We start from the raw sequence: 22,076 nt of genomic DNA, 5'->3' as shown, positions 1-22,076 counted from the left end.
CGCTCTGCGCCCTGATTAGCCAATGCGCGGGACGGTTGCAAGAACGCGCGGTCAAATCCCCGGCAAAAGAAAAGGGGCCGCGCGGCCCCCTTTCGCATCCTTGGATCACCGGCTTATTTCACCGTGATGCGGCCATCCAGATAGGGCGTGTAAGGGCCCATGGCCGCGAGGTAATCCGCCGTCACCTCGGCGAGGTCCGGGCCGTAGTCATAGGCGTTCATGCCCTCGGCATCGAACATCTTGTAGCCGTCGCCGCCCTTGCGCACGTAGTCGTTAGTGACCACGCCATAGACCGCCTCGGGGTCGATCGGCGCCCAGGCATCACCCGCCAGCACCATCACCTCCGAGATACGCATCCCCGGCGGCTGCGCGGGATCGAGCGTGTATTTCAGCCCGGCAACCTGGGTAAAGCGGCCCGCGCCCTCCTCAAGCTGGCTGGCGCCGTTTTCCAGCGCCGCGACGATCGTCGAGCCCTTGGCCTGGAAGGTCGCGAGCGTGTTCTGGAACGGCAGCACGGTATAGACCTCGCCCATGGTCACCGGGCCAGCGTCAATCGAGGCGCGCAGACCGCCGCCGTTCTGGATCGCGATGGTCACGCCCTGATCCTTGACCCGGTCCAGCATCGCGTCAGCCACGAGGTTGCCCATCGCACATTCCTTGGCGCGGCAATTGCCACGGTCGCCGTCGATCTCGGCAGCGGCCTCGGCCACGACCTTCTGGCGCACCTCGTCGAGCGGCCCGGCCAGTTCGGCCACGCGCGCGGCAATCGCGGCATCGGGCGCAACCGAGGCATCGAGCAGGACGGTATCGCCCTTGGCCTCTTTCAGCACACCCGCATCGTCGAAGGTCAGCTCCAGATGGCCGACATATTTCGAATAGGCATAGGCCGAGACCACCGGCACGCCGCCCGCCATCGTCGGATAGGCCATCGCGCCTTCCTCGGTGTTCGAGAACAGCGTGTGCGAATGCCCGCCCACGACCGCATCGAGCCCCGGAACCGCCGCCGCCAGCGCCTGATCCTTGACGACGCCGACATGGGTCAGCGCGATGATCTTGGTGACGCCCTCGGCCTCCAGCGCGGCGACATCGGCGGCCAGCGCATCGGCCTCATCCTGGAAAATCACCGCCGGCCCCGGCGACGAGGTCTCCGCCGTATCCGTCGCCAGCGCCGAGACGATGCCGATCTTTTCGCCGCCAACCTCAAGCACCAGCGAATCGGAGACCCGCCCGTTCAGCAGGTTCGACTGCGACAGATCGAGGTTGCCCGACACCATCGGGAAGCTGATCTTGTCGAGAAACGCCGCCAGCGCCTCGGGGCCATCGTCGAATTCATGGTTGCCGACCGCCATCGCATCGAAGCCGATCTGGTTCATGAACTCGGCCGTGTCGGCGCCCTTGTAGGTCGTGTAGAACAGCGAGCCCTGGAACTGGTCGCCCGCATCGAGCACGATCACATTGCCGCCCTCGGCCTTGATCGCCTCGCGCAGCTCGTTGATCTTGGTCGCGACCCGCGCGATGCCGCCAAAGCATTTGCCCTCGGCATCATCCTCGGCCGAACAGCTGGAGTTGTACTTGTTGATCGGCTCGATCCGGCTGTGCAGATCGTTGATGTGCAAAACGTGCAACGTGTAATCGGCCTGAGCCGCGCCCGCCGAAAGCGCGATGATCGCGGCCGAGGCGAGAAGACGAGCAGACATGGGTTCCCTCCGAGTTGTCCAAGTGCAGACACTCTGGGCCACATTTGACCAATCTGTCAAAAATTGAATCGCCTGCCGCATCGTCAGCCACATGGACAACTGCCACCGCGCGCGACACTCCGCCGATTGCGCGGCACTCTTGAGCGGGATTGACCATTTCGCAGGCATCCGCCATTTCTGCCCCATGCTGATCTACAAGATTTTCCGCCGCCCCGAATGGGATGCTTTCAAGGCCGCAGGCCGGACGCTCGGCGCGCCGGTCGATCTGGCCGACGGGTTCATCCATTTCTCCACCGCCCAGCAGGTCGTCGAGACCGCTGCCAAGCATTTTACCGGGCAATCCGACCTGGTGCTGGTGGCGTTCTCGTCCGATGCGCTCGGGGCTGCGCTGAAATGGGAAGTGTCGCGCGGCGGCGCGCTCTTCCCGCATCTCTATCGCCCGCTCGAACTGGCCGAGGTGGTCTGGGACAAATCCCTGCCGCTTGGCGCCGCGGGCCATATTTTCCCGGAGGACCTGCTATGAACCTCGCCGAACGCGCGGGCCTTGCGCTGATGCATCGCCTCGACCCCGAGGCTGCCCACGGCTGGGCGATCAAGGCGCTGAAGGCGGGGCTGGTGCCCCTGCCCGGCCCGGTTTCCACGCCGCGTCTGGCGACGGATCTGGCGGGGATGGCGCTGCCCAACCCGGTCGGCCTTGCCGCCGGTTTCGACAAGAACGCAGAGGCCGTCGGTGCGCTGATGCGGGCGGGGTTCGGTTTCATCGAGATCGGCGCCGCCACCCCGCGCCCGCAACCCGGCAACCCGAAGCCGCGGCTCTTTCGCCTGAGCGAAGACCGCGCCGTCATCAACCGCTTCGGCTTCAACAATGAGGGCATGGAGGCGATCACCGCGCGGCTGGCGCAACGCCCCAAAGGCATTCCGGTCGGGCTCAACCTCGGCGCCAACAAGGACAGCACCGACCGCGCCGCCGATTTCGCCCGCGTGCTCGCCCATGCCGGCCCGCATGTCGATTTCGCGACCGTCAACGTCTCCTCGCCCAACACCGAGAAGCTGCGCGACCTGCAAGGGCGGGCCGCGCTTGAGGCCCTCCTGGCGGGCGTCATCGAAACCCGTGCCGGGCTTGCACGGCAGATCCCTGTTTTCCTGAAAATCGCGCCCGATCTCTCGGCTGACGAGCTGGCCGAGATTGCCGAAGTCGCGCTCACCTCCGGCATCGACGGGGTGATTGCCACCAACACCACACTCTCGCGCGAGGGTTTGAAATCTGCTCATCGTGGCGAGGCTGGCGGCCTTTCCGGCGCGCCATTGTTTGAAAAGTCCACGCATGTCCTCGCCCGGCTTTCGCAACTGACCGACGGCAAACTGCCGTTGATCGGCGTTGGCGGGATTTCCTCGGCCGAACAGGCCTATCAGAAAATCCGCGCGGGCGCCTCGGCCGTACAGATCTACAGCGCGATGGTCTATCAGGGCCTTTCGCTCGCCGGCGAGGTCGCGCGCGGGCTCGATCGTCTGCTCCAGCGCGATGGGTTCGCCTCGGTCGCGGAGGCCGTCGGCAGCGGGAGGGGCGAATGGCTCTGACGATCTGGCACAACCCGCGCTGCTCGAAATCGCGCGAGACGCTGGCGCTGATCGAGGCTCAGGGCGCTACGCCCAAGGTGCGGCTCTATCTGGAAGACGCGCCCTCGCGCGCGGAGCTTGAAGCCGCGCTGGCGCTGCTCGGCCGCCCCGCCGCCGATCTCCTGCGCTGGAAAGAAAAAGACCGCCCCGAAGGCCTGACCAAGGACGCACCCGAGGCCGCGATCCTCGACGCGCTCGCCGCCAATCCGCGCCTGATCGAGCGCCCGCTGGTGCTGAGCGACAGCGCCGCACGCCTCGGCCGTCCGCCGGAGGCGGTCCTCGACCTCCTGTAACTTCTTCTTGGCCGAAATACGCCGGGGGTCCGGGGGCAGCGCCCCCGGCCTTGCTCAGCCGTTCAGGTCCTTGATCAGCCTCCCGTGCTTGCGCACCTCGGCCACCACCTCGCCAAAGCTGTTCAGCCCGCGCGCCTTCAGCGCCGGCAGCAGCTTCAGGAAGGCATCCGCCGTCGCGACCGTATCCCCGATCGCGGTGTGGCGCGCCTCTTCGGGGATGGTAATGCCCAGCCGATGCGTCAGCGAGTCCAGCGAATGGCTTTCGGACTGGCCAAAGACCACCGCCGACAAGAGCACGGTATCCAGAACCGGATTGTCGAAATTCTGCCCGATCAGCAGCTCTTTGCGGCGCAGGAATTCCATGTCGAAGGGCGCGTTATGGGCCACCAGAACCGCGCCTTCGACGAATTTATGGAACTTGCGACCGACTTCGGCAATATCGGGGGCGCCTTCGACCATCGCGTCGGAAATCCCATGCACCGCGGTCGAGGCCTGCGGGATCTTGCGACCCGGATTGACCAGCGTGTCGAAGACCTCGGTATGCACGCGCCGCCCGTTGACGATCCGCACCGCCGCGATCTGCACGATCTCGTCGCCCTCGGTCGGCAGGAGCCCCGTGGTCTCGGTGTCGAAAACGACATAGGTCAGGTTTTCCAAGGGCGTCGCGGCAATCTCGGCCTCGCGCGCCTTACCCAGCAGCTCGAAGTCATAGACCACCGCGCGCGGCACCGGCGCCGGGCGCGCGGTTTCCCAACGCGCCTCGCGCAGCGGCAGACACAACCGCGCCCGCCCGCCAGGCAGGGTTTCGGGCCAAAGCTCGGAGGCGTGGCTGATCAGCACGCGCCGCCCGGTCATGCCCTCAAGGCCGATATCCAGCGGCTCTTCGAGCCAGCCTTCCAGCGCCGCGATCGGGACCGGCGCGCCGCTCCAGCTCAGCGTGATCAGCGCCCCGGCGCCATCCTCATGGACACCCAGCGTCAGATCGGCACAGGGGCCGAGCCGGGTGCTCAGATGCGACAGAAGCGCGACCGTTTCGAAGCCCTCGCAGCGCAGCATCAGTGGCGCGACATCGAGCGCGATGGTCCCGCCTTCGGCCTCGATCCGCGCCTGCACGGCATCGCCAAGGTCCGAGGCCCGGATCATCGCCAGCGGCCACCAGTCGGCGCGGTTCGCTTCGTGGCGCTCGAACAGGGTGTGGATCGCCTCGGCCAGTTGGCGCGCCTCGGTCCGGGCGGCGGAGCGCACCTTGTCGCGCGCGGCCCCCGTCGGGCCGTCATCGTCGGTCAGCACCCCGGTCAGCGATTGCAGCGCCGCCGAGGGGCGACGGATGCGGTCGAACAGCTCGTCCATCAGTTGCTCGCGCTGCGCATGGGCGCGCATGTCGCCCGACACGTCGCGCAGCGTCAGCACATAGCCCGGACGTTTCGACAGGTGGTGATCCTCGCCCTCGGACAAAAGCCGCATCCGCGCGGCCAGCACCTTGCCGTCCGCGATCGTGGCGCAGAGCAGGTCCGATGCCGCGTCGGGGTCTTCGGTCTGGATCAGGCGTTCATAGGCATGGGCGACGGGCGGTTCGTGCAGATAGTCGAAGACGCGCCGATCCAGCCCCGGCGCATGGCCCGCGCCCAGCAGGTCAACCGCCTGCCCGTTGTAGAACGCAAGCTGATGGTCGGGCGTACATAGCAGAACGCCAACGGGCACGTCGCACAGCAGCGCCTCAAGGCGCTCTTTCTCGGAGGACAGCCGCGAGGTTTCACGCTGGACGGCCTCGGTCAGCGCCTGGCGGGTTTCGCGCAGATGCGCGGTCATCGCCTGCGCGGCGGGCGCGAGATCGCCAAGGTGGCGCGCCAGATCGGCATCAAGTTCGCCCTCGACCTCAGCATGGGTGCGCGTGCGCAGGAACCCGGCGAGCCGCTCGATCGGCTTCGAGACGTTTTCGTCAAACAGATACCAGACCCCGGCCAGCGACCCGAGAATGGCCATCCCGGCGATCACGCCGCCGATGATCATCGCGTCGCGCACGCTCGGGTCGCCAAGGCGTTCGTAGCCGAAGAACAGGCCGGTGATCAGGGCGATGACGTTTCCCGCCGCGAGCGCCGCGAAAAACAGGAAAACCCGGACCCGCAAGCTCAGACGAGAAAGGTTCATCACGCACCCTCCTTGTCGAGAATGCGGTGCACCTCCTCGCGCAACTCCTTGAGCTCGAAGGGTTTTGCGATGAACCCGTCGGCCCCGAGCGCAAGCCCCTTGCGCCGCTCCATCGCCGAGCCGCGCGCGGTCATCATCAGGATGCGCACATCCGCGAGGCTCTCGTCGGAACGCACATTCTGACAGATTTCATAGCCCGAAACCTCGGGTAGCATGACATCGAGGAGCACCAGATCCGGCTTGAGCGATCGGATCCGGTCGAGCGCCTCGGCGCCGGACGCGATCCGCTCATGCTCGTAGCCTTCGCGCGTCATCAGATAGTCGAGGGCGATGGCGATATTATCCTCGTCCTCCACGATCAGAACGCGCTGTTTCCTCCCCCCGACAGCCATGCTTTATCCTCCGTTGCACGCCACGTTCAGCCCGCGGTCCTGCGGATCAATCGGCAGCCAGCTTCCTCCGACCAGCTGCCCCTCCTCGCTAATGACCGCGCCGTCCAGAAGGTCGGCACGGGCATGTGCGGCACAATCATAGGCAACCGGCACCGCCTTGACGCCAAGCTGCCAGCGCTGCGCCAGCAAAAGCTCCCCCTCCACGACATCGCCGTGGCGTTTGAGCCGGTTCGTATCCATCGCCATCAGCCGGGTGGTGATCGGCACGAGATAGGTCCAGGGGCGCCACCACGAGCTTTCCTCGCCGGTCAGCACCACCTCGACACCCTCATGCAGCCCCGCGCGCATGGTCGGATACCAGTTGTATTCCTGCCAGATCGTCACCGCGAGCATCGCTGCCCCCGCGCAGGCCGGCATCACCCATTTCGCCATCTCGATGCCGGCCCATTTGCGCAGCGCATGGCGCAGCGCGTAGATCGTCAGCGCCGCAAAGGCGCCGCCCGCCAGCATCGTCATAAAGTCGTTCAGCATTCCGTATTCTTGTCCTTAGCTCATGCTGCCCTTGCCGTGACCGATCGCCGATTGCATCGTGCGCACGACCACGAAGGCATCGCGCAAATGCGACCGCTCGAAATCGCTCAGATCGGAAGGGGCAAGGAAGTTGTCGGGTTTGCGGCCCGCGCGCACCAGATGGGTCTGGTTCTCGAGCCGCATCGTCTGGATCAGGTCATAGGCCTCGATCAGGTCGCGCGCGCCCGAGGCCGAGATGATGCCCGCATCCTCGGCGCCGAAGATGCGCGCGCGGGTGTTCACCTCGGTCAGGCGGCCCTGCAGCGCGTAGACACGCGCCAGATCGGTCACCGGCACCACGCCGTTGTGTTTCATGTCGATATGGTTGCGATGCTCGCCCGAGCGGATCGTGGCAAAGCCGCGCAAGAGGCCCAGCGGCGGCGTGTGCTTGAGCGAGTTGGAGATCATATGCGCCACGAAGATCGAGTTGCGCGCCGCGTTGTCGAGCATCTCGGCCTGCAGCTCGGCGAACAGATGCCCACCGGTGCCACCGATCGCGCGCAGGTCGAACATCACCGAGGCCAGCATCTGCGCCTCGGGGTTGGGCTTGTTGATCCAGTCCTGGAAATAGCCGCGCCAAACCCGCGCGGGCTGGCACCAGCGCTCGGCCGTGGCCATCATGTCGCCCGGGCAATAGACGTAGCCGCATTCATTGAGCCCGTCCGAGACGATCTTGGCGAGCGCCTTGAAATAGGCGTGGTCGTCGGCCGTGGCGGCATCGTCATAGATGATGCAGTTGTCCTGATCCGAAACGCCGGTTTGCTCCTGCCGGCCCTGGCTGCCACAGGCGAGCCAGAGATAGGGCACGGGCGGCGCGCCGAGCTGTTCTTCGGCCATGGTCAGCAGGCGGCGGGTGACGGCATCGGCGATGTCGGTGATCAGGCGGGTGGTGACTTCGTGGCTCTGGTGCCCCCCCACCAGCTGCACCAGCAGTTGCGGGATCTGGGCGGTCACGCGGGCCATCTCGGCCACCGTCCCGGCCGAGGCCACGTCGCGGATCAGCACCGCCGAGCTGACCGCCTGGAAGCGGGTCAGGTCGGTCTGGGTGATCATGCCGACAAACCGGCCCTGATCGACGATCGGCAGGTGGCCGATCTTGCGCTCCAGCATGATGTGCAGGATGTCCGAGCCGAGCGCATTCGGCGAAAGCGCGATCGGATCGGGCGTCATGATCGCGGCCACCGGCGTGGCGATCGGCATCGCCTCGGCGACGATCTTGTTCGACAGGTCGCGCTGCGTGAGGATCCCGCGCAGCTTGTCGCCCTCGACCACGCCCAGCGAGGAGGCACGGGTTTCGCGCATCATCTGCGCGGCGGCCTGCGCGGTGGTGTCGGGGGCGCAGAACAGCGGCTTGCGCGCCAGAAGATCGGCCACTTTCATCGTCGCGATCGTGGTCGGGCGATCGGCGGCTGCCTGTTCGCTGCGCGAGCGGTTGAAGAAGCGGGCAAAGGCCGGCGCCTCATCGCGCAGGCGGGTGAATTCGGGGGCGGGCAGAACCAGCAGCACGCTCTCTTCGGTGGTGCGCGCCGAGGTCAGCGCATAGCCCTCGCGCATCAGCCCGCGTTCACCGAAGGAGTTGCGCGGCCCGAGGATCGAGACCAGCGCACCGTTCGCATCGGTCACCTCGACCCCGCCGGCCTTGATCAGGCACAGCCCGTCCAGCTCGTCACCGAGGTTGTAGATGACTTCGTTTGCCGCGAGCTCCCTGCGGCTGAAGGAACCGGCAACTCGTACCAGCTCGTCCCGCGTCAGGTTGTCATAAGGATGAACGCCTTCGAGAAATGCGATGATGGGCTGCAGATCAGCGCTCATGATTTAGCTCCGAAAAAGAAGAAGGCGCGCCCCGCGCCAATCAGCGGGGCGCGCCCGGGATTTCAGGTCGGGCGATGCTTAGCACATCGCCCGAGCGTTGGCTCAGTGGTCAACCGCCGCACCGGCCCCTTTCGGGATACGGATCGATTCCACCAGTTCCTGGATCTCGGCCGGGGTGTCTTTGGTCGCGCCGGACACGACGAAGGCCACCACGAAGTTGATCAGTGCGCCAACCGCGCCGAACGAGGTCGACTTGATCGAGAGGAGCAGCGGATCGCTATCCGAGAAGGACGCGGTGTCGGCCACGAAGAACCAGCCTTTGTGCAGGAAGATGTAGACGATCGTCACGCCCAGGCCAGCCAGCATACCAGCCACGGCACCGGTGTTGTTGATGCGCTTCGAGAAGATGCCCATCATCAGCGCCGGGAAGATCGACGAAGCCGCCAGACCGAAGGCCAGAGCCACGGTTTGCGCCGCGAAGCCCGGGGGGTTCAGACCCAGGTAGGTGGCGACCGCGATAGCGACAGCCATCGAGATACGCGCGGCGAGCAGTTCGTTCTTCTCCGAGATGTTCGGGTTGATCTGCGACTTGATCAGGTCGTGCGACACGGCCGACGAGATCGCCATCAAGAGGCCCGCAGCGGTCGAGAGCGCGGCGGCGAGACCACCGGCGGCGACCAGAGCGATAACCCAGCCCGGCAGCTGCGCGATTTCCGGGTTCGCCAGCGTGATGATGTCACGGTTCACGTCGAACTCGTTGGCTTCTTTCGACGCGGCGTACTGGATGAGGCCGTCACCGTTCTTGTCTTCGAACTTGAGCAGACCGGTCTTCTCCCAGTTCTTGACCCAATCCGGACGCGCTTCGTAAGCGAGCGGCGCGGCGGAGGTGCCATCGGGATAGATGGTGTTGATCAGGTTCATGCGGGCCATCGCACCCACCGCCGGAGCGGTCAGATACAGCAGCGCGATGAAGACCAGAGCCCAGCCAGCCGACGAACGCGCGTCCTTCACGGTCGGAACGGTGAAGAAGCGAACGATCACGTGCGGCAGACCGGCGGTACCGATCATCAGCGACACGGTGAACAGGAACATGTTCAGCGTGGTGTCTTTCTGCTCGGTGTACGAGCCGAAGCCGAGGTCAGCCATCATGCCGTTCAGGGTTTCCAGGATCGGCTTGCCGGTGGCAGTCGCGTCCGAGAACAGGCCCAGCGGCGGCAGCGGGTTACCCGTGAGCTGCAGCGAGATGAAGATCGCCGGAATGGTGTAGGCGATGATCAGAACGACGTACTGAGCCACCTGAGTGTAGGTGATGCCTTTCATGCCGCCGAGCACGGCGTACATGAACACGATCGCAGCGCCGATAAAGAGGCCGGTCGCGTTGTCCACTTCGAGGAAGCGCGAGAAGGCCACGCCCACGCCGGTCATCTGACCGATAACGTAGGTCACCGAGGCGACGATGAGGCAGATAACGGCCACGGTACGGGCGGTCTGCGAGTAGAAACGGTCGCCGATGAATTCCGGAACCGTGAACTTGCCGAACTTGCGCAGGTAGGGCGCGAGCAGCATGGCGAGCAGCACATAGCCGCCGGTCCAACCCATCAGGTAGGCCGAGGTGTCGTAGCCGCCGAAGGCGATGATACCCGCCATCGAGATAAACGACGCGGCCGACATCCAGTCAGCACCGGTCGCCATACCGTTGACGATGGGGTTAACGCCGCGACCAGCGGCGTAGAATTCAGCGGTCGAGCCCGCACGGGCCCAGATCGCGATACCGATGTAGAGCGCGAAGGTCGCACCCACAACGATAAGGTTAAGCGTAAACTGATCCATTGTCCCTGCGCTCCCTTACTCTTCCACGCCGAATTCTTTGTCCAGCTTGTTCATGCGCGCGGCATAAGCGAAGATCAGGATCAAGAAGACGATGATCGAGCCCTGCTGGGCAAACCAGAAGCCCAGATCAGTGCCACCAATGCCGATGCCCGCAAGCATCGGACGCAGCAGGATGCCAAAGCCGAAGGAACACACGAACCAGATGACCAGGAAGACCTGAATCGTCTTGATGTTCGCTTTCCAGTAGGCGTTGGACGAAGAATTGTCCGCCATAAGCGTTACTCCCTTTGTTTTGCTCCAGACGGGCCCCTCGCGGGCCCGCCCCTCCCCGAAATTAGGCCGAGACGCGTTCGACGATCGACCCGAGGCCCGAAGCGATCTCGTCGATGGATCCCATCGCGTCGACCTCTTCGAGAACGCCGAGTGCCCGGTAGTGAGCGATCAGCGGCGCCGTCTGGGCGTGATAGGCTTCCAGCCGCGCACGCGCCGTCTCGGCATTGTCGTCGGCACGGCGCTTGAACTCCGTGCCTCCGCATTTGTCACAAGTGCCCGCAACCGCCGGCAGCTTGAATTCATCATGGTACCCTTCGCCGCATTTGGCGCAGGTGTAGCGGCCCGAGACGCGCGTGATCATCGCCTCGTCATCCACCACCAGCGAGATCGCCGCAGTGACTTTCTGGCCACTGTCCGACAGCAGCTCGTCAAGCGAGCCCGCCTGGCCCGCGGTGCGCGGGAAGCCATCGAGGATGACACCGGCGCTCACGTCCGGCTCGGCCAGACGATCGCGCAGGATGTTCAGGACGATCTCGTCCGAGACCAGACCGCCGGCTTCCATCACCGCCTTGGCGGCCAGACCGGCCGGGGTGCCCGCAGCCACGGCCGCGCGCAGGAGATCCCCGGTCGAGAGTTGCACGAGCCCGAATTTCTCTTCGAGCATCCGCGCCTGCGTCCCCTTCCCGGCGCCCGGAGGGCCGAGAAGGATGAGCACGGCGGGCTTGGTGTCGACTTGATCGGTCACGAGCCCAGCCTCACTTGTTGCCGCGGTTGGAGATCAGCTCGTCGACCACCGACGGATCGGCGAGCGTCGAGATGTCGCCCAGAGCGCCGAAGTCGTTCTCGGCGATCTTGCGCAGGATGCGGCGCATGATCTTGCCCGAGCGGGTTTTCGGCAGGCCCGGGGCCCACTGGATGACGTCGGGCTTGGCGATCGGACCGATCTCGGTACGGACCCACTTCTCGAGCTCCTTGCGCAGCTCGTCGGTCGGCTCCACGTCGTTCATCAGGGTGACATAGGCGTAGATGCCCTGACCCTTCAGCTCGTGCGGGAAGCCGACAACAGCGGCTTCGGCCACGGCGGCGTGGGCGACGAGCGCCGATTCCACCTCGGCGGTGCCCATGCGGTGACCCGAGACGTTGATAACGTCATCGACGCGGCCGGTGATCCAGTAGTAGCCATCCGAGTCACGGCGGCAGCCGTCACCGGTGAAGTAATAGCCCTTGTACTGGCTGAAGTAGGTTTCCTGGAACCGCTCGTGGTCGCCCCAGACGGTGCGCATCTGGCCCGGCCAGCTGTCGGCGAAGCACAGAACGCCCTCGGCCTCGGTCTCGTCCTGACGCACGGCGGTCTGCGCATCAAGCACGACCGGCTTCACGCCAAAGAACGGACGGGTCGCCGAGCCCGGCTTGGTCGGGATCGCGCCCGGCAGCGGGGTCAGCATGTGGCCACCGGTTTCGGTCTGCCAGAAGGTGTCGACGATCGGGCATTTGCCCTTGCCGACGTATTTGTCGTACCAGACCCAGGCTTCCGGGTTGATCGGCTCGCCCACCGAACCGAGCACGCGGATCGACGAGAGGTCGTATTTCTCGACCCATTCCGGGCCCTGGCCCATCAGCGAGCGGATCGCAGTCGGCGCGGTGTAGAACTGGTTGACCTTGTGCTTTTCGCAGACGGCCCAGAACCGGCCCGCATCCGGGAAGGTCGGCACGCCTTCGAACATGATCGTGGTCGCGCCGTTGGCGAGCGGACCGTAGACGATGTAGCTGTGGCCGGTGACCCAACCCACGTCAGCGGTACACCAGAACACGTCGCCTTCCTTGTAGTCGAAGACATATTCATGGGTCATCGCGGCATAGGCCAGATAGCCGCCGGTGCAGTGCACGACGCCCTTCGGCTTACCGGTCGAACCCGAGGTGTAGAGGATGAACAGCGGGTCTTCGGCGTTCATCGGGCGCGGCGGGCACTCGGGGCTCGCGTGCTCCATCAGGTATTTCAGGTCGACGTCGCGGCCCTGGACCCACGAGGTCTGGTCGCCGGTGTGCTTGACGACGAGGCAGCGCACCTTGTCCGAGCAGTGCAGCAGCGCCGCGTCGGTGTTGCCCTTGAGGGGCGTGCGGCGGCCACCGCGCGGCGCGGTGTCGGCAGTGATCACAACCTTGGCGCCGCAGTCGTTGATACGGTTGGCCAGCGCGTCCGGCGAGAAGCCGGCGAAGACGATCGAGTGGATGGCGCCGATACGGGCGCAGGCGAGCATCGCATAGGCCGCTTCCGGGATCATCGGCAGATAGATCACGACGCGGTCACCGCGCATCACGCCCTGCGAGAGCAGGACGTTCGCCATGCGGTTCACTTTTTCCGACAGCTCTTTGTAGGTGATGTGCTGGGCGGGGGTTTCCGGATCATCGGGCTCGAAGATGATCGCGGTCTGGTTGGCACGGGTAGCCAGGTGGCGGTCGACGCAGTTGACCGAGGCGTTCAGGACACCGTCCTCGAACCATTTGATCGACACATGGCCGAAGGTGAAATCGGTGTTCTTCACCTTGGTATAGGGCTTGATCCAGTCCAGACGCTTGCCCTCGCGCCCCCAGAACTCATCCGGGTTGGTGATCGATTCCTGGTACATCTCGCGATATTTCGCGGTGTCGCAATGGGCGTTCTCGAAGCCCGGCGGGATCTCCTTGATCGTCGGCGCGACGGTGGTCTGTTCCTGAGTGGCCATATGGCAACCTCCCTAGAATTCCTCTTGCGGCGTTAACCGCTCCCTGCCCTCGACCCCAGTCAAGAGCACTCTACCCCACAGCCATTGTAAACCGGAATAGATTTCCCATGTAACCCCCTATGTGCATTGATTTTTTTTGTAAATAAATTCACAGCCACATCGGTAATCCTGTAAATTGCCAAGAAAAAAACGGTAAAATTACGTGACGTTTCAACCCCTTGACTGTTCACGAAATCGGTAACGAACGAGTGATAAATTATAGACCAAAGAAACAAAATTTCGCGCTGCGGCGCGGCATTGCAAGATTCGGCAAGAATCATGTCATGATTCGAAGAGCTCCTGAAATGCGCCCCTTGAACCGGCGGCGCGGGGCTCTAGGCTGACCCTCGAAACCCCACCGGAGAGATGCCATGGCCGCCACTCAGCCCCCGTCGATCGACCCGATCCGCAGCACCGATGACGCGGCGCGCGAGCTGGCGCGCGGGCTCCTGCGGGAAGCCCGGTTCGGAAGCCTCGGCACGATCGATCCCGAGACCGGCCATCCGCAGGTCACGCGTGTGGCGCTGGGGATCGGGCCGGACGGCGGGCTCTATACGCTGGTCTCCGGGCTCTCGGCGCATAGCCGGGCGCTGCGCGCCGATCCGCGCGCGGGGCTCCTGATCGGCGAGCCCGATGCCAAGGGCGATCCACTCACCCATCCGAGGCTGTCGCTGAGCGCGCGGGCCCGAACCATCGCGCCCAACCACCCCGAAGACGCCGCACTGCGCCAACGCTGGCTGGCGGACCACCCCAAGGCCAAGTTCTATATCGACCTGCCAGATTTCTTTTTCGTGGAATTCGTCCCGCTCGGAGCCCTGCTCAACGGCGGCTTTGCCCGCGCCTTCCGGCTGACGCCCGACGACCTGCGTCTGTAAAAGCGGGCGCCCGAAGGCGCCCGCGCCGCCCCGCTCCGGGGTGAGGTCGGCCCGCCCCGGAGCCGCCCATCTCTCCGAACTCAGTTCGGGTTGTCCATGCGGATGCGCATCTGCAGCCGCCCCTTGGCCGCCTCGGGCCAGACCACCTGAACCTGGTTCCTGGCGCTGCCCTGCTCGACATTCACATAGGGCATCGAGCTGACGCGCCCGCCCCCGGCATTGGTGATCGCGCCCTCGGCAATCAGGCTTTCGACATTACGGGCCCAGCCACAGAACGGCAGGTAGGTGCTCGGATCAACCGTCCAGGTGGTCTGCGCCGTCGCCTGGTTCACCTCAAGAGACACCGGGTTCGAGATCAGCTCGGTGATCCCGTTGAAGATGTTGCCCTCGACGCGGATGTTGCGCATCCGACCGTAATCGAGATCGGCATAGGTCGTGTCCACCTTGTCGATCCGGATGATATTGCCGTCGATCGCCTTGAACACATTGTCCGAGATCGTCAGCCCGTGGATGAAATGGCCGCTGCCGTAGGGCTTCACCGAGAAGAAGGTGAACCAGGGCGCGGAATCCATCGCGACGCAGGTGTTGCCGATCACCGTCAGGCCACCAAAGGAATAGCCCAGCCCGAAATCGACCTCGGCCTCGTGCTCGTTGGTCCATTCCACGATCGAGCTGTCGATGTAATTGCCGGTCACCGCCGATTGCACGTTGGGCGTGGTGAACACGAGCCCCGGCATCCGCACGTTATTGTCCTCGTCATCGCCCTGGAACCAGTGGTTGCCGACCAGCAGATGCCCGGTGCCATGGATCACGAAGGTCGTGCCAAAGCGCACGAAGCGCGAGTCGCGGATCTTGGTGTCATTTGCGTTGACGTTGATCGCGACCGAGGTGCGGTCCTGCGCCGGCAGCGCGGTTTCGTTCGAGATGAACTGGCACTGGTCGACCAAAAGATCCTGACAGCCGCGCCCGATTGAGGTGATCGCGCGATCCTTCGGCTTGACGATATAGCTGTCGCGCAGGTGGAACATCTGCCCCGCCGGCGGCATCATGATCGTCGAGGCGAAGCCATTGCAGAGGAACTCGACATCCGCGATGTTGAAGCGGTCGAGCTGCCCCATCCCCGAGAAATCCAGCACATAGCGGAAACGGCGGAAGGTCAGCGTGCGCGTGCCCGAGCCGCCATAGATCGGCTCCGACAGGGTCAGCGATTGCGCCGCCTCGTTCTTCGCCTTCACATAGACTTCGCGGCCGACGCCCGCCCCCGTCACCAGCGCGCCCACTTCGATATTCGCGACATTGACGACGCCGGTCAGTTCGTAGGGCTGCGCGGAACTGTAAGTCGTCAGCGAGGTCACTTCGGCATCGGCCCAGGCCGGACCGTCGATCACGTTGAACTGGCCGTTGCGAAGCACGCGGCGGTTGGAAAAGGTGGTCACGCCCGGCGCGATCTCGGCCACGCGGATCGGCTCGGTAACTTCGACACGGCGCCCCTTCAGGTCGAGCGTGTTGTGATCGGTATAGCCGAACAGCGCCTGCAGCGCCTTCTTGAAGCCCTCCATCTCATCGCCGAAGGCTTCGGCATAGGTCGGGAAATCGTAGCTCGACAGCAGCGCGAGCCGCGCCTCGACCGGCATCACAAGCGTGCCCTCAAACCGCACGGGCCCGGTGATCGACAGCGACGAGCCGATGTAATAGCTGCCCTCGGGCACCAGGATCGAGCGCCCCGCCGCAGCCGCATCCGCCGCGACAAAGGCCGCGCGGTCATCGCTCACGCCATCGCCCAGCGCGCCGAAGTCGCGCACATCGACCCAATCAAGCAGATCGCGCAGGAAGGCCTCGGTGATGTCCTCAATCTCGAAATTCTCGATCCGCACGATGCCGCCGTTCAGCCCCATCAGGTCCAGACCGAAATGGCCATAGGCGGGCTCCAGCCCCCAGACCATGTCGACGCCACCGCGCGCGCCGGTGCCGACGATCGCCTCGACCTCGACCAGCGTGCCATATTCGCTCAGCACCACGCTCTCGCCGATCTCGACCAGCCCGGTAACATGTTGGTTCGCCGCGGTCATCGCATAGCCCGCGATGCGCACCTCGGGCAGGTTCCCCGAGATCGCCTTCACGCGGGTGCGCACGCGCAAGTAGCACCCCGGCAGGATCGGCGTCTCGCCCATCCAGCGCAACTGCTGCGTGGTCTGGGTCTTGGTCAGCTCCAGACAATTGCCGAAATCCTGATCGGCAATCGCAATCGCGGCATTGCTCGCGCCGTCATAGCTCGCCGAGCCCGAGGTGCCATTCTCGCTCGACCAGACGTCGAGCCCCAGTTCAAACGCGGGCGGCGTCAGCACCAGCCCATCGGTAATCGCCTTGTTCATCCAAGAATCCCCTTGTGGTGTTCCGGCCCCCCGCCAAGCCGCCGGCACAACGCCTCCGCCCCGCAAAACAGGCTGGCGCATCACGCGTCGGGTCTCAAACCGGGGTGTGCCGGTGCCTCTCGCCCCGGCCCGAACAGGACTAATCTGGAAGGTTAAAGGAGTGTTTAGGCCAGCGTGCGGTAGCCCCCGCCCGTGGGCTGTCATGAGGATGCAGCAATTCCGTGCTATTCTTCCTGAATTGAACCACCCCGAGAGCCCAATGCCCTACGCGCTGCAACTTGATGATCGCTCCGCCACCGCCGCGCTCCGCCGCATCGCCCTGAACGAGTTGGACAAGGCCATCGGCGCCGCGGGGACCTGCGAAAGTGACACGCTGGTCCACGAGCTGCGCAAGGCGGTCAAGAAAACCCGCGGGCTGCTACGACTGGTCCGGCCGGGTTTCGCCCCTTTCGAGGCCGAAAACGCCGCCCTGCGCGACACCGCCCAGGGCATCTCGGGGCTGCGCGATGCCGAGGTGCTGCGCCAGAGCCTTCAGGGTCTTGGCGAGCAGGAAACCGACCCCGAAGGCGCCGAAGCCGCCCGCGCGCTCCTCACCCAACTACCCGAGACGCCCGCACTGGCGCCCGACCACACCGCGCTCGCCGATTTCTCCACCGCGCTTGGCGAAATCCGCGCCCGCGCCACCCACTGGAAGGCACCCGGCAAGGGCTGGACCGCTTTCGCCCCGGGCCTCGCGCTCAGCTATGCGCAGGCGCGCAAGCGGATGGCCCGCGCCCAGGCCACGCGCACGGACGAGGCCTTTCACGCTTGGCGTAGCCGCGTGAAACATCATTGGTATCACAGCCGCCTGCTGGCCCCGATCTGGCCCGAGATGATGCAGGCCCAGGCCGATCTGGCCGACCGCCTCGGCGAGACGCTTGGTGCGCATCACGACCTGGCGGTCCTGCGCGCGACGCTGCCGGGCCCGCTGTCGCCCGATCAGGCCCATGCGCTCAAGCGCCTGATCCGCAGGGTCCAGAAACGACAGGAAGCCGAGGCGTTTCACCTCGGCTCCCGCCTGTTCGCAGAGCCCCCCGCGGCCTTGGCCGATCGCTGGGGGCGCTGGTATGAGCTGTGGCGCGCCGAGTGATCAGCCTGCCAGTTCGCCCGCCAGCGCGCGCTCGATCAGCGCGACGGTCTCGGGCACGCCGTAAAGCGCGATGAACCCGCCAAAACGCGGCCCCTGGCTTTGGCCCAAAAGCACCTCGTAAAGCGCCTGGAACCAGTCGCGCAGGTTCTCGAAACCATTGGTCTTGCCAACGGCGAACACCACCGATTGCAGGAACTCGTCGCTGTGGAAATCGGCATCGGGCAGCGGCTCGTCGTTGCCGACAAGCGCGTTCTTGGCCGCGATCGCCGCCAGCGCCGCCTCGGGCGAGCCAAGCGCCGCCACGAGATCCTGCATCGCCTTGCGCTCCTGCTCGGAGGGCAGGCGGAAGCTGCGCTCGGGTGCCACGAAATCGTGGAAGTAGCGCACCGCGAAACCTGCCGCCTGATCGAGATCGGGATGGGTTTCGGGCGTGGCCTCGGGCGCATAGCGCCGAATGAAGCCCCAGAGCCCTTCCTTGTCGGTCGCGCCCGCCACAGCCGCCAGGTTCAGCAGCATCGCAAACGGCACCACCATCTTCGACTCGGGCGGGTTGCCGCCATGGATATGCCAGACCGGATTGTTGACCTGCTGATCGATCGTCTGATCGGGATAGGCGCGCAGCTGCTGGTGGTATTCGTCCACCATCTTCGGGATCACATCCCACCACAGCCGTTTGGCAGTCTTGGGCTTGAGATACATGAAGTAGCTCAGGCTCTCGGTCGAGGCATAGGTCAGCCATTCGTCGATCGACAGCCCGTTGCCCTTCGACTTCGAGATCTTCTCGCCATTAGCATCAAGGAACAGCTCGTAGGTGAAATGCTCGGGTGCACGGCCACCCAGAACGCGGCAGATCCCGTCATAGATCGGCGTGTTGGTCGAGTGGTCCTTGCCATACATCTCGAAATCGACATCCAGCGCCGCCCAGCGCGCGCCGAAATCGGGCTTCCACTGCAGTTTCACATTGCCGCCCGTGATCGGCAGCGTCCATTCGCGCCCGTCTTCGTCATCGAAGGTCACCGTGCCGGCCTTGGCATCGACATTCTTCATCGGCACATAGAGCACGCGCCCCGTTTCCGGGTGGATCGGCAGGAAGCAGCTATAGGTCTGCTGGCGCTCTTCGCGCAGCGACTTCAGCATGATCGCCATGATGTCATCGTATTTCTCGGCGGCACGCAGCAGGATCTCGTCGAACTTGCCCTGCTTGTAATACTCGGTCGCGCTGGCGAATTCGTATTCGAACCCGAAGGTATCGAGGAACCGGCGCAGCATCGCGTTGTTGTGGTGGCCGAAGCTCTCGAATTCCTCGAACGGGTCGGGCACAGCCGTCAACGGCTTCTGGATATTGGCCTTGAGCAGGTCCTGGTTCGGCACGTTCTCGGGCACCTTGCGCATGCCATCCATGTCATCCGAAAAGCACAGGAGCTTCGTCGGAATGTCCGAGATCACCTCAAAGGCGCGACGGATCATCGAGGTGCGTGCGACCTCGCCGAAGGTACCGATATGCGGCAGCCCCGAGGGGCCATAGCCCGTCTCGAACAGCACATAACCCTTCTCCGGCGCCTTCTTTTCGTAACGTTTGAGCACCCGACGGGCTTCCTCGAAAGGCCAGGCTTTGGATTTCATCGCGGCATCGCGCAGAGTGCTCATGTCATACCTCTTCGGGGCGCCCTTTGCGCCCATCCGCGCCTCACCTATTGAACGGGCGCGGGATCGTCAATAATTTGCAGGTGAAACCACCAAAGGAAGCCCTCCCGTGACCGCACCCCTGCCCTCCCTCTCGCCCCAGGACGCGCTTGTCGCGGTGATGGTGGCCGTCTCCGCCTCGGACGAGGACATCCGCACCTCCGAGCTGGTCGCGATCGAACGCATGGTCAACCACATGCCGATCTTCGGCACCTATGACATCGACCGCATCCCGACCGTCGCGCAGACCGTCTATTCGCTGTTCACCGAGGAAGACGGGCTTGATGCACTCTTCGGTCTCGTGCGCGAAGGGCTGCCCGAAAAGCTCTGGGAAACCGCCTATGCGCTCGCCTGCGACGTGGCCGCGGCCGACGGTATCCTGCATCAGCCCGAGCTGCGCATGCTGGAAGAAATCCGCGGCGAGTTGTCGATCGACCGGCTGCACTCGGTCGCCATCGAATGGAGCGCGCGCGTCCGCCACATGACCAGCTGATCAGCCGTAAAGCGCGCCCCAGCGTTCCAGCAACCGGCTCTGCAACACCTTGGAGCGGCGGATCCAGCCTTTCGAGGCTCCGCCCTCCCCGTCTGCGGCCTTTTCCCGCGCGCGCCGCGCCAGATCGCCGGTGAAGATCGCGAATCCCAGCTCGCGCCCCGACGGCGCCGTCATGTAGCCCGCCAGCGTCGAGACGTAATCCAGCGTCCCGGTCTTGGCATCGACCCTGAGCGGGTGGCCCTTGACCTTGCGCCCCTCGCCATCGCGCATATCAAAAGGCTTCATCAGCCCGCGCAGCCCCATCGGCGCCCCCAATGCGCCCATGGCCTGCGCCATATCGCCCGCCGAGATCCGCGACCCGGTGTTCAGCCCCGAATGATCGACGAAGCGCGCGCTTTTGACGCCCACCCGTGCCTCAAGCCACGCGCTCATCGCGACGCCCGAGCGCCCCATCCGCGCATCCGCCCCGCGCCGCACCGATGTGGTCATGCCCACCGCTTCGGCGGTGATATTGGTCGAGTATTTCATCATCGCGCGCAGCAGGCCGGGCAGCGCCTCGCTCTGGCGAAAATACAAAACCTCACCCGCAGGCAGGTCCCGCACCTCACGCGGCGCGGGCAGCGCAAGGCCCTGCGCGCGTGCGAGCGTCTGGAACACGTCTCCCGCATAGGCCGCCGGATCGCGCACCGGCAACCAGCGGCTGCCCGCCTTGCCCAGCGCCCCCGCCGCGACCGACCACACCTCTTTGCCGCCCTCGCTGCGATAGCTGTAGACCGGCGCGCGCCGGTTCACGAGCTTCGCCGCCGCCGTGTAGGCCTGCGGGCGGTACCGCTCGCCCAGCGCCTCCATCGCCAACTGATAGCCGCCACCCGCGCGCTTCCAGGCGAAATGGACACGGTTGTAATTCAGGATGATGCCGGCCACCGCGGGGTTATAGCCGACATGGATGGGCTGATCCCCGGCGATCTCGTCGCTGCGCGGAATCGCCCCCGCCCAAACCAGAAACCGCCCCGTGATCCCGCGCACACCGCCGCGCACCAGCGCCGCCGCCATGTCACCCAGATCGTCGGTCGAAAGCGTCGGGTCCGCCCCGCCCGCCAGCACCAGATCGCCCTGAAGCACGCCGCCGCGCACCGGTCCCGTCGCAATCAGCCGCGTCGCAAACCGATAGCCGCCGCCCAGATGCTCGAGCGCGTAAAGCGAGGTTATCGCCTTGGTCGTCGAGGCCGCAGGCAGCGCCTTCTGCGCATTAAACGCCTCTAGCACACGACCGCTGCGCAGATCCGTCACCGCGTAGCCGATGTCTCCGCCCAAGGCCGCCGCCTTCAGCAGTTCGCGCACGGAGGCGCCCTGTTGCGCCCGCGCCGGAACCACAGCGGCGAGCGGCGCGACGGTCATCCCGCCGAGCCCAGAAATCACGTTGCGTCTGGAAATCCTCATGCCGCCCTCCGGCTTTGGCCAAAGCGTAACGCGGCGCCCGCGGGGGCTCAAGGGTCCGAACGCTTCCACTGCCCGCGTGCGCGCAACTCCGACGACGACAGATCGTTCAGCGGCACATCGAGAAAGCACCAGGCTGGCGGCGGCGCATCGGCCAGCGCACGCGCCATGCTCCGAGGCAGCTGCGCGGCGCGGAAGATCCGCGCGGCCCGTGCCCGGCGCGCCCGCATCCGAGCCCCGGGGCGGGCGATCACCCCGACCGGCACCATGCCAAGAATATCCTGCCAGCGATCCCAGCGATCGAATTGCACGAGGTTGTCGCCGCCCATCAGCCAGACGAACTGGACCCCGGGATAAAGCGCCTTGAGCCGCTCCAGTGTCGCCGCTGTGTAACGCGTGCCCAGCGCGCATTCGAGATCGGTCACCTCGACGCGGGGATCGGGCATGATCCGGCGCGCCTCGGCCATACGCCGTTCGATCGAGGCCGGCCCTTCGGACTTGAGCGGATTGCCGGGGCTCACGAGCCACCAGATCCGATCGAGGCCGAAGGCCTTGAGCGCCGCGCGGGTAATATGCGCATGACCTTCATGGGCCGGATCGAAAGACCCGCCCAGAAGCCCCACCCGCATGCCACGGGTCGCTATCGGAAAGCCGCGTTTCATGACCCCAAGCCCTAGCCGATCGCGGGGGGGC

General features: G+C 65.2%; 19 protein-coding genes. 6 read left to right on the top strand and 13 right to left on the bottom strand.

Going from position 1 to position 22,076, the window contains the following annotated elements; all coding sequences use genetic code 11:
* Nucleotides 1-113: 113 nt before the first annotated feature.
* The gene (locus CLN94_RS02685) at nucleotides 114-1,697 is read right to left on the bottom strand and encodes a bifunctional metallophosphatase/5'-nucleotidase (protein WP_096430886.1); all 1,584 of its coding nucleotides are present in this window, start codon (nucleotides 1,695-1,697) and stop codon (nucleotides 114-116) included.
* Nucleotides 1,698-1,881: 184 nt separating this feature from the next.
* On the opposite strand from CLN94_RS02685, the gene CLN94_RS02680 reads away from it, so the two are divergent.
* From CLN94_RS02680 to arsC, 3 genes are read left to right on the top strand one after another with little or no spacing between them, the layout of a single operon-like run.
* A complete protein-coding gene (locus CLN94_RS02680) occupies nucleotides 1,882-2,220 on the top strand; it encodes a DUF952 domain-containing protein (protein WP_096430884.1) in 339 nt (112 codons plus the stop codon).
* Complete coding sequence (locus tag CLN94_RS02675; protein ID WP_096430882.1) at nucleotides 2,217-3,275, top strand: quinone-dependent dihydroorotate dehydrogenase; 1,059 nt, start codon at nucleotides 2,217-2,219, stop codon at nucleotides 3,273-3,275. The genes CLN94_RS02680 and CLN94_RS02675 overlap by 4 nt, the downstream gene beginning before the upstream one ends.
* Entirely contained in the window at nucleotides 3,266-3,607 is a 342-nt protein-coding gene (arsC, locus tag CLN94_RS02670) for an arsenate reductase (glutaredoxin) (protein ID WP_096430880.1), read from the top strand. Before CLN94_RS02675 ends, arsC begins: the two co-directional genes overlap by 10 nt.
* 54 nt (nucleotides 3,608-3,661) lie before the next feature.
* Here arsC and CLN94_RS02665 read toward each other — a convergent pair whose 3' ends face one another.
* The 8 genes from CLN94_RS02665 to acs all read right to left on the bottom strand — a co-directional run bounded on the left by CLN94_RS02665 (nucleotide 3,662) and on the right by acs (nucleotide 13,355).
* Complete coding sequence (locus CLN94_RS02665; RefSeq protein ID WP_096430878.1) at nucleotides 3,662-5,755, bottom strand: 3'-5' exonuclease; 2,094 nt, start codon at nucleotides 5,753-5,755, stop codon at nucleotides 3,662-3,664.
* Nucleotides 5,755-6,147, bottom strand: coding sequence for a response regulator transcription factor (locus tag CLN94_RS02660; RefSeq protein WP_096430876.1), 393 nt, complete (start codon nucleotides 6,145-6,147; stop codon nucleotides 5,755-5,757). Before CLN94_RS02660 ends, CLN94_RS02665 begins: the two co-directional genes overlap by 1 nt.
* A gap of 3 nt (nucleotides 6,148-6,150) precedes the next feature.
* The gene (locus tag CLN94_RS02655; protein WP_096430874.1) at nucleotides 6,151-6,678 is read right to left on the bottom strand and encodes a hypothetical protein; all 528 of its coding nucleotides are present in this window, start codon (nucleotides 6,676-6,678) and stop codon (nucleotides 6,151-6,153) included.
* A 15-nt stretch (nucleotides 6,679-6,693) separates the two neighbouring features.
* Complete coding sequence (locus CLN94_RS02650; RefSeq protein WP_096430872.1) at nucleotides 6,694-8,529, bottom strand: DUF294 nucleotidyltransferase-like domain-containing protein; 1,836 nt, start codon at nucleotides 8,527-8,529, stop codon at nucleotides 6,694-6,696.
* Nucleotides 8,530-8,631: 102 nt separating this feature from the next.
* Nucleotides 8,632-10,359, bottom strand: a complete 1,728-nt coding sequence (locus tag CLN94_RS02645) for a sodium:solute symporter family protein (protein ID WP_096430870.1) — start codon at nucleotides 10,357-10,359, stop codon at nucleotides 8,632-8,634.
* Nucleotides 10,360-10,374: 15 nt separating this feature from the next.
* The gene (locus CLN94_RS02640; RefSeq protein ID WP_096430868.1) at nucleotides 10,375-10,632 is read right to left on the bottom strand and encodes a DUF4212 domain-containing protein; all 258 of its coding nucleotides are present in this window, start codon (nucleotides 10,630-10,632) and stop codon (nucleotides 10,375-10,377) included.
* A gap of 61 nt (nucleotides 10,633-10,693) precedes the next feature.
* The gene (locus CLN94_RS02635) at nucleotides 10,694-11,377 is read right to left on the bottom strand and encodes an adenylate kinase (protein ID WP_096430866.1); all 684 of its coding nucleotides are present in this window, start codon (nucleotides 11,375-11,377) and stop codon (nucleotides 10,694-10,696) included.
* A 10-nt stretch (nucleotides 11,378-11,387) separates the two neighbouring features.
* On the bottom strand, nucleotides 11,388-13,355 hold the full coding sequence (acs, locus tag CLN94_RS02630) for an acetate--CoA ligase (RefSeq protein WP_096430864.1): 1,968 nt from the start codon (nucleotides 13,353-13,355) through the stop codon (nucleotides 11,388-11,390).
* A 410-nt stretch (nucleotides 13,356-13,765) separates the two neighbouring features.
* On the opposite strand from acs, the gene CLN94_RS02625 reads away from it, so the two are divergent.
* Nucleotides 13,766-14,269, top strand: coding sequence for a HugZ family pyridoxamine 5'-phosphate oxidase (locus CLN94_RS02625; RefSeq protein WP_096430862.1), 504 nt, complete (start codon nucleotides 13,766-13,768; stop codon nucleotides 14,267-14,269).
* Between the two features lie 80 nt (nucleotides 14,270-14,349).
* On the opposite strand, the gene CLN94_RS02620 is transcribed toward CLN94_RS02625, so the two are convergent.
* Nucleotides 14,350-16,641 carry a glycosyl hydrolase family 28-related protein gene (locus CLN94_RS02620; protein WP_096430860.1) on the bottom strand — a complete coding sequence of 764 codons (2,292 nt, stop codon included), beginning with the start codon at nucleotides 16,639-16,641 and terminating at the stop codon, nucleotides 14,350-14,352.
* A 259-nt stretch (nucleotides 16,642-16,900) separates the two neighbouring features.
* Between CLN94_RS02620 and CLN94_RS02615 the strand changes: the two genes are divergently transcribed.
* A complete protein-coding gene (locus tag CLN94_RS02615) occupies nucleotides 16,901-17,770 on the top strand; it encodes a CHAD domain-containing protein (RefSeq protein WP_179300209.1) in 870 nt (289 codons plus the stop codon).
* Here the strand turns inward: CLN94_RS02615 and CLN94_RS02610 are convergent, their stop codons facing one another.
* Nucleotides 17,771-19,417 carry a lysine--tRNA ligase gene (locus CLN94_RS02610; RefSeq protein WP_096430856.1) on the bottom strand — a complete coding sequence of 549 codons (1,647 nt, stop codon included), beginning with the start codon at nucleotides 19,415-19,417 and terminating at the stop codon, nucleotides 17,771-17,773.
* Between the two features lie 106 nt (nucleotides 19,418-19,523).
* On the opposite strand from CLN94_RS02610, the gene CLN94_RS02605 reads away from it, so the two are divergent.
* The gene (locus tag CLN94_RS02605; protein ID WP_096430854.1) at nucleotides 19,524-19,946 is read left to right on the top strand and encodes a tellurite resistance TerB family protein; all 423 of its coding nucleotides are present in this window, start codon (nucleotides 19,524-19,526) and stop codon (nucleotides 19,944-19,946) included.
* Here the strand turns inward: CLN94_RS02605 and dacB are convergent, their stop codons facing one another.
* The gene (gene dacB, locus CLN94_RS02600; protein ID WP_096430852.1) at nucleotides 19,947-21,386 is read right to left on the bottom strand and encodes a D-alanyl-D-alanine carboxypeptidase/D-alanyl-D-alanine endopeptidase; all 1,440 of its coding nucleotides are present in this window, start codon (nucleotides 21,384-21,386) and stop codon (nucleotides 19,947-19,949) included.
* Nucleotides 21,387-21,433: 47 nt separating this feature from the next.
* Nucleotides 21,434-22,045 carry a nicotinate-nucleotide adenylyltransferase gene (locus tag CLN94_RS02595; protein WP_096430850.1) on the bottom strand — a complete coding sequence of 204 codons (612 nt, stop codon included), beginning with the start codon at nucleotides 22,043-22,045 and terminating at the stop codon, nucleotides 21,434-21,436.
* Nucleotides 22,046-22,076: the final 31 nt, after the last annotated feature.

It is taken from the genome of Pseudothioclava arenosa (assembly GCF_002358085.1).
GTDB lineage: Bacteria > Pseudomonadota > Alphaproteobacteria > Rhodobacterales > Rhodobacteraceae > Pseudothioclava > Pseudothioclava arenosa.
This window is presented reverse-complemented; position numbering and strand designations above follow the sequence as displayed.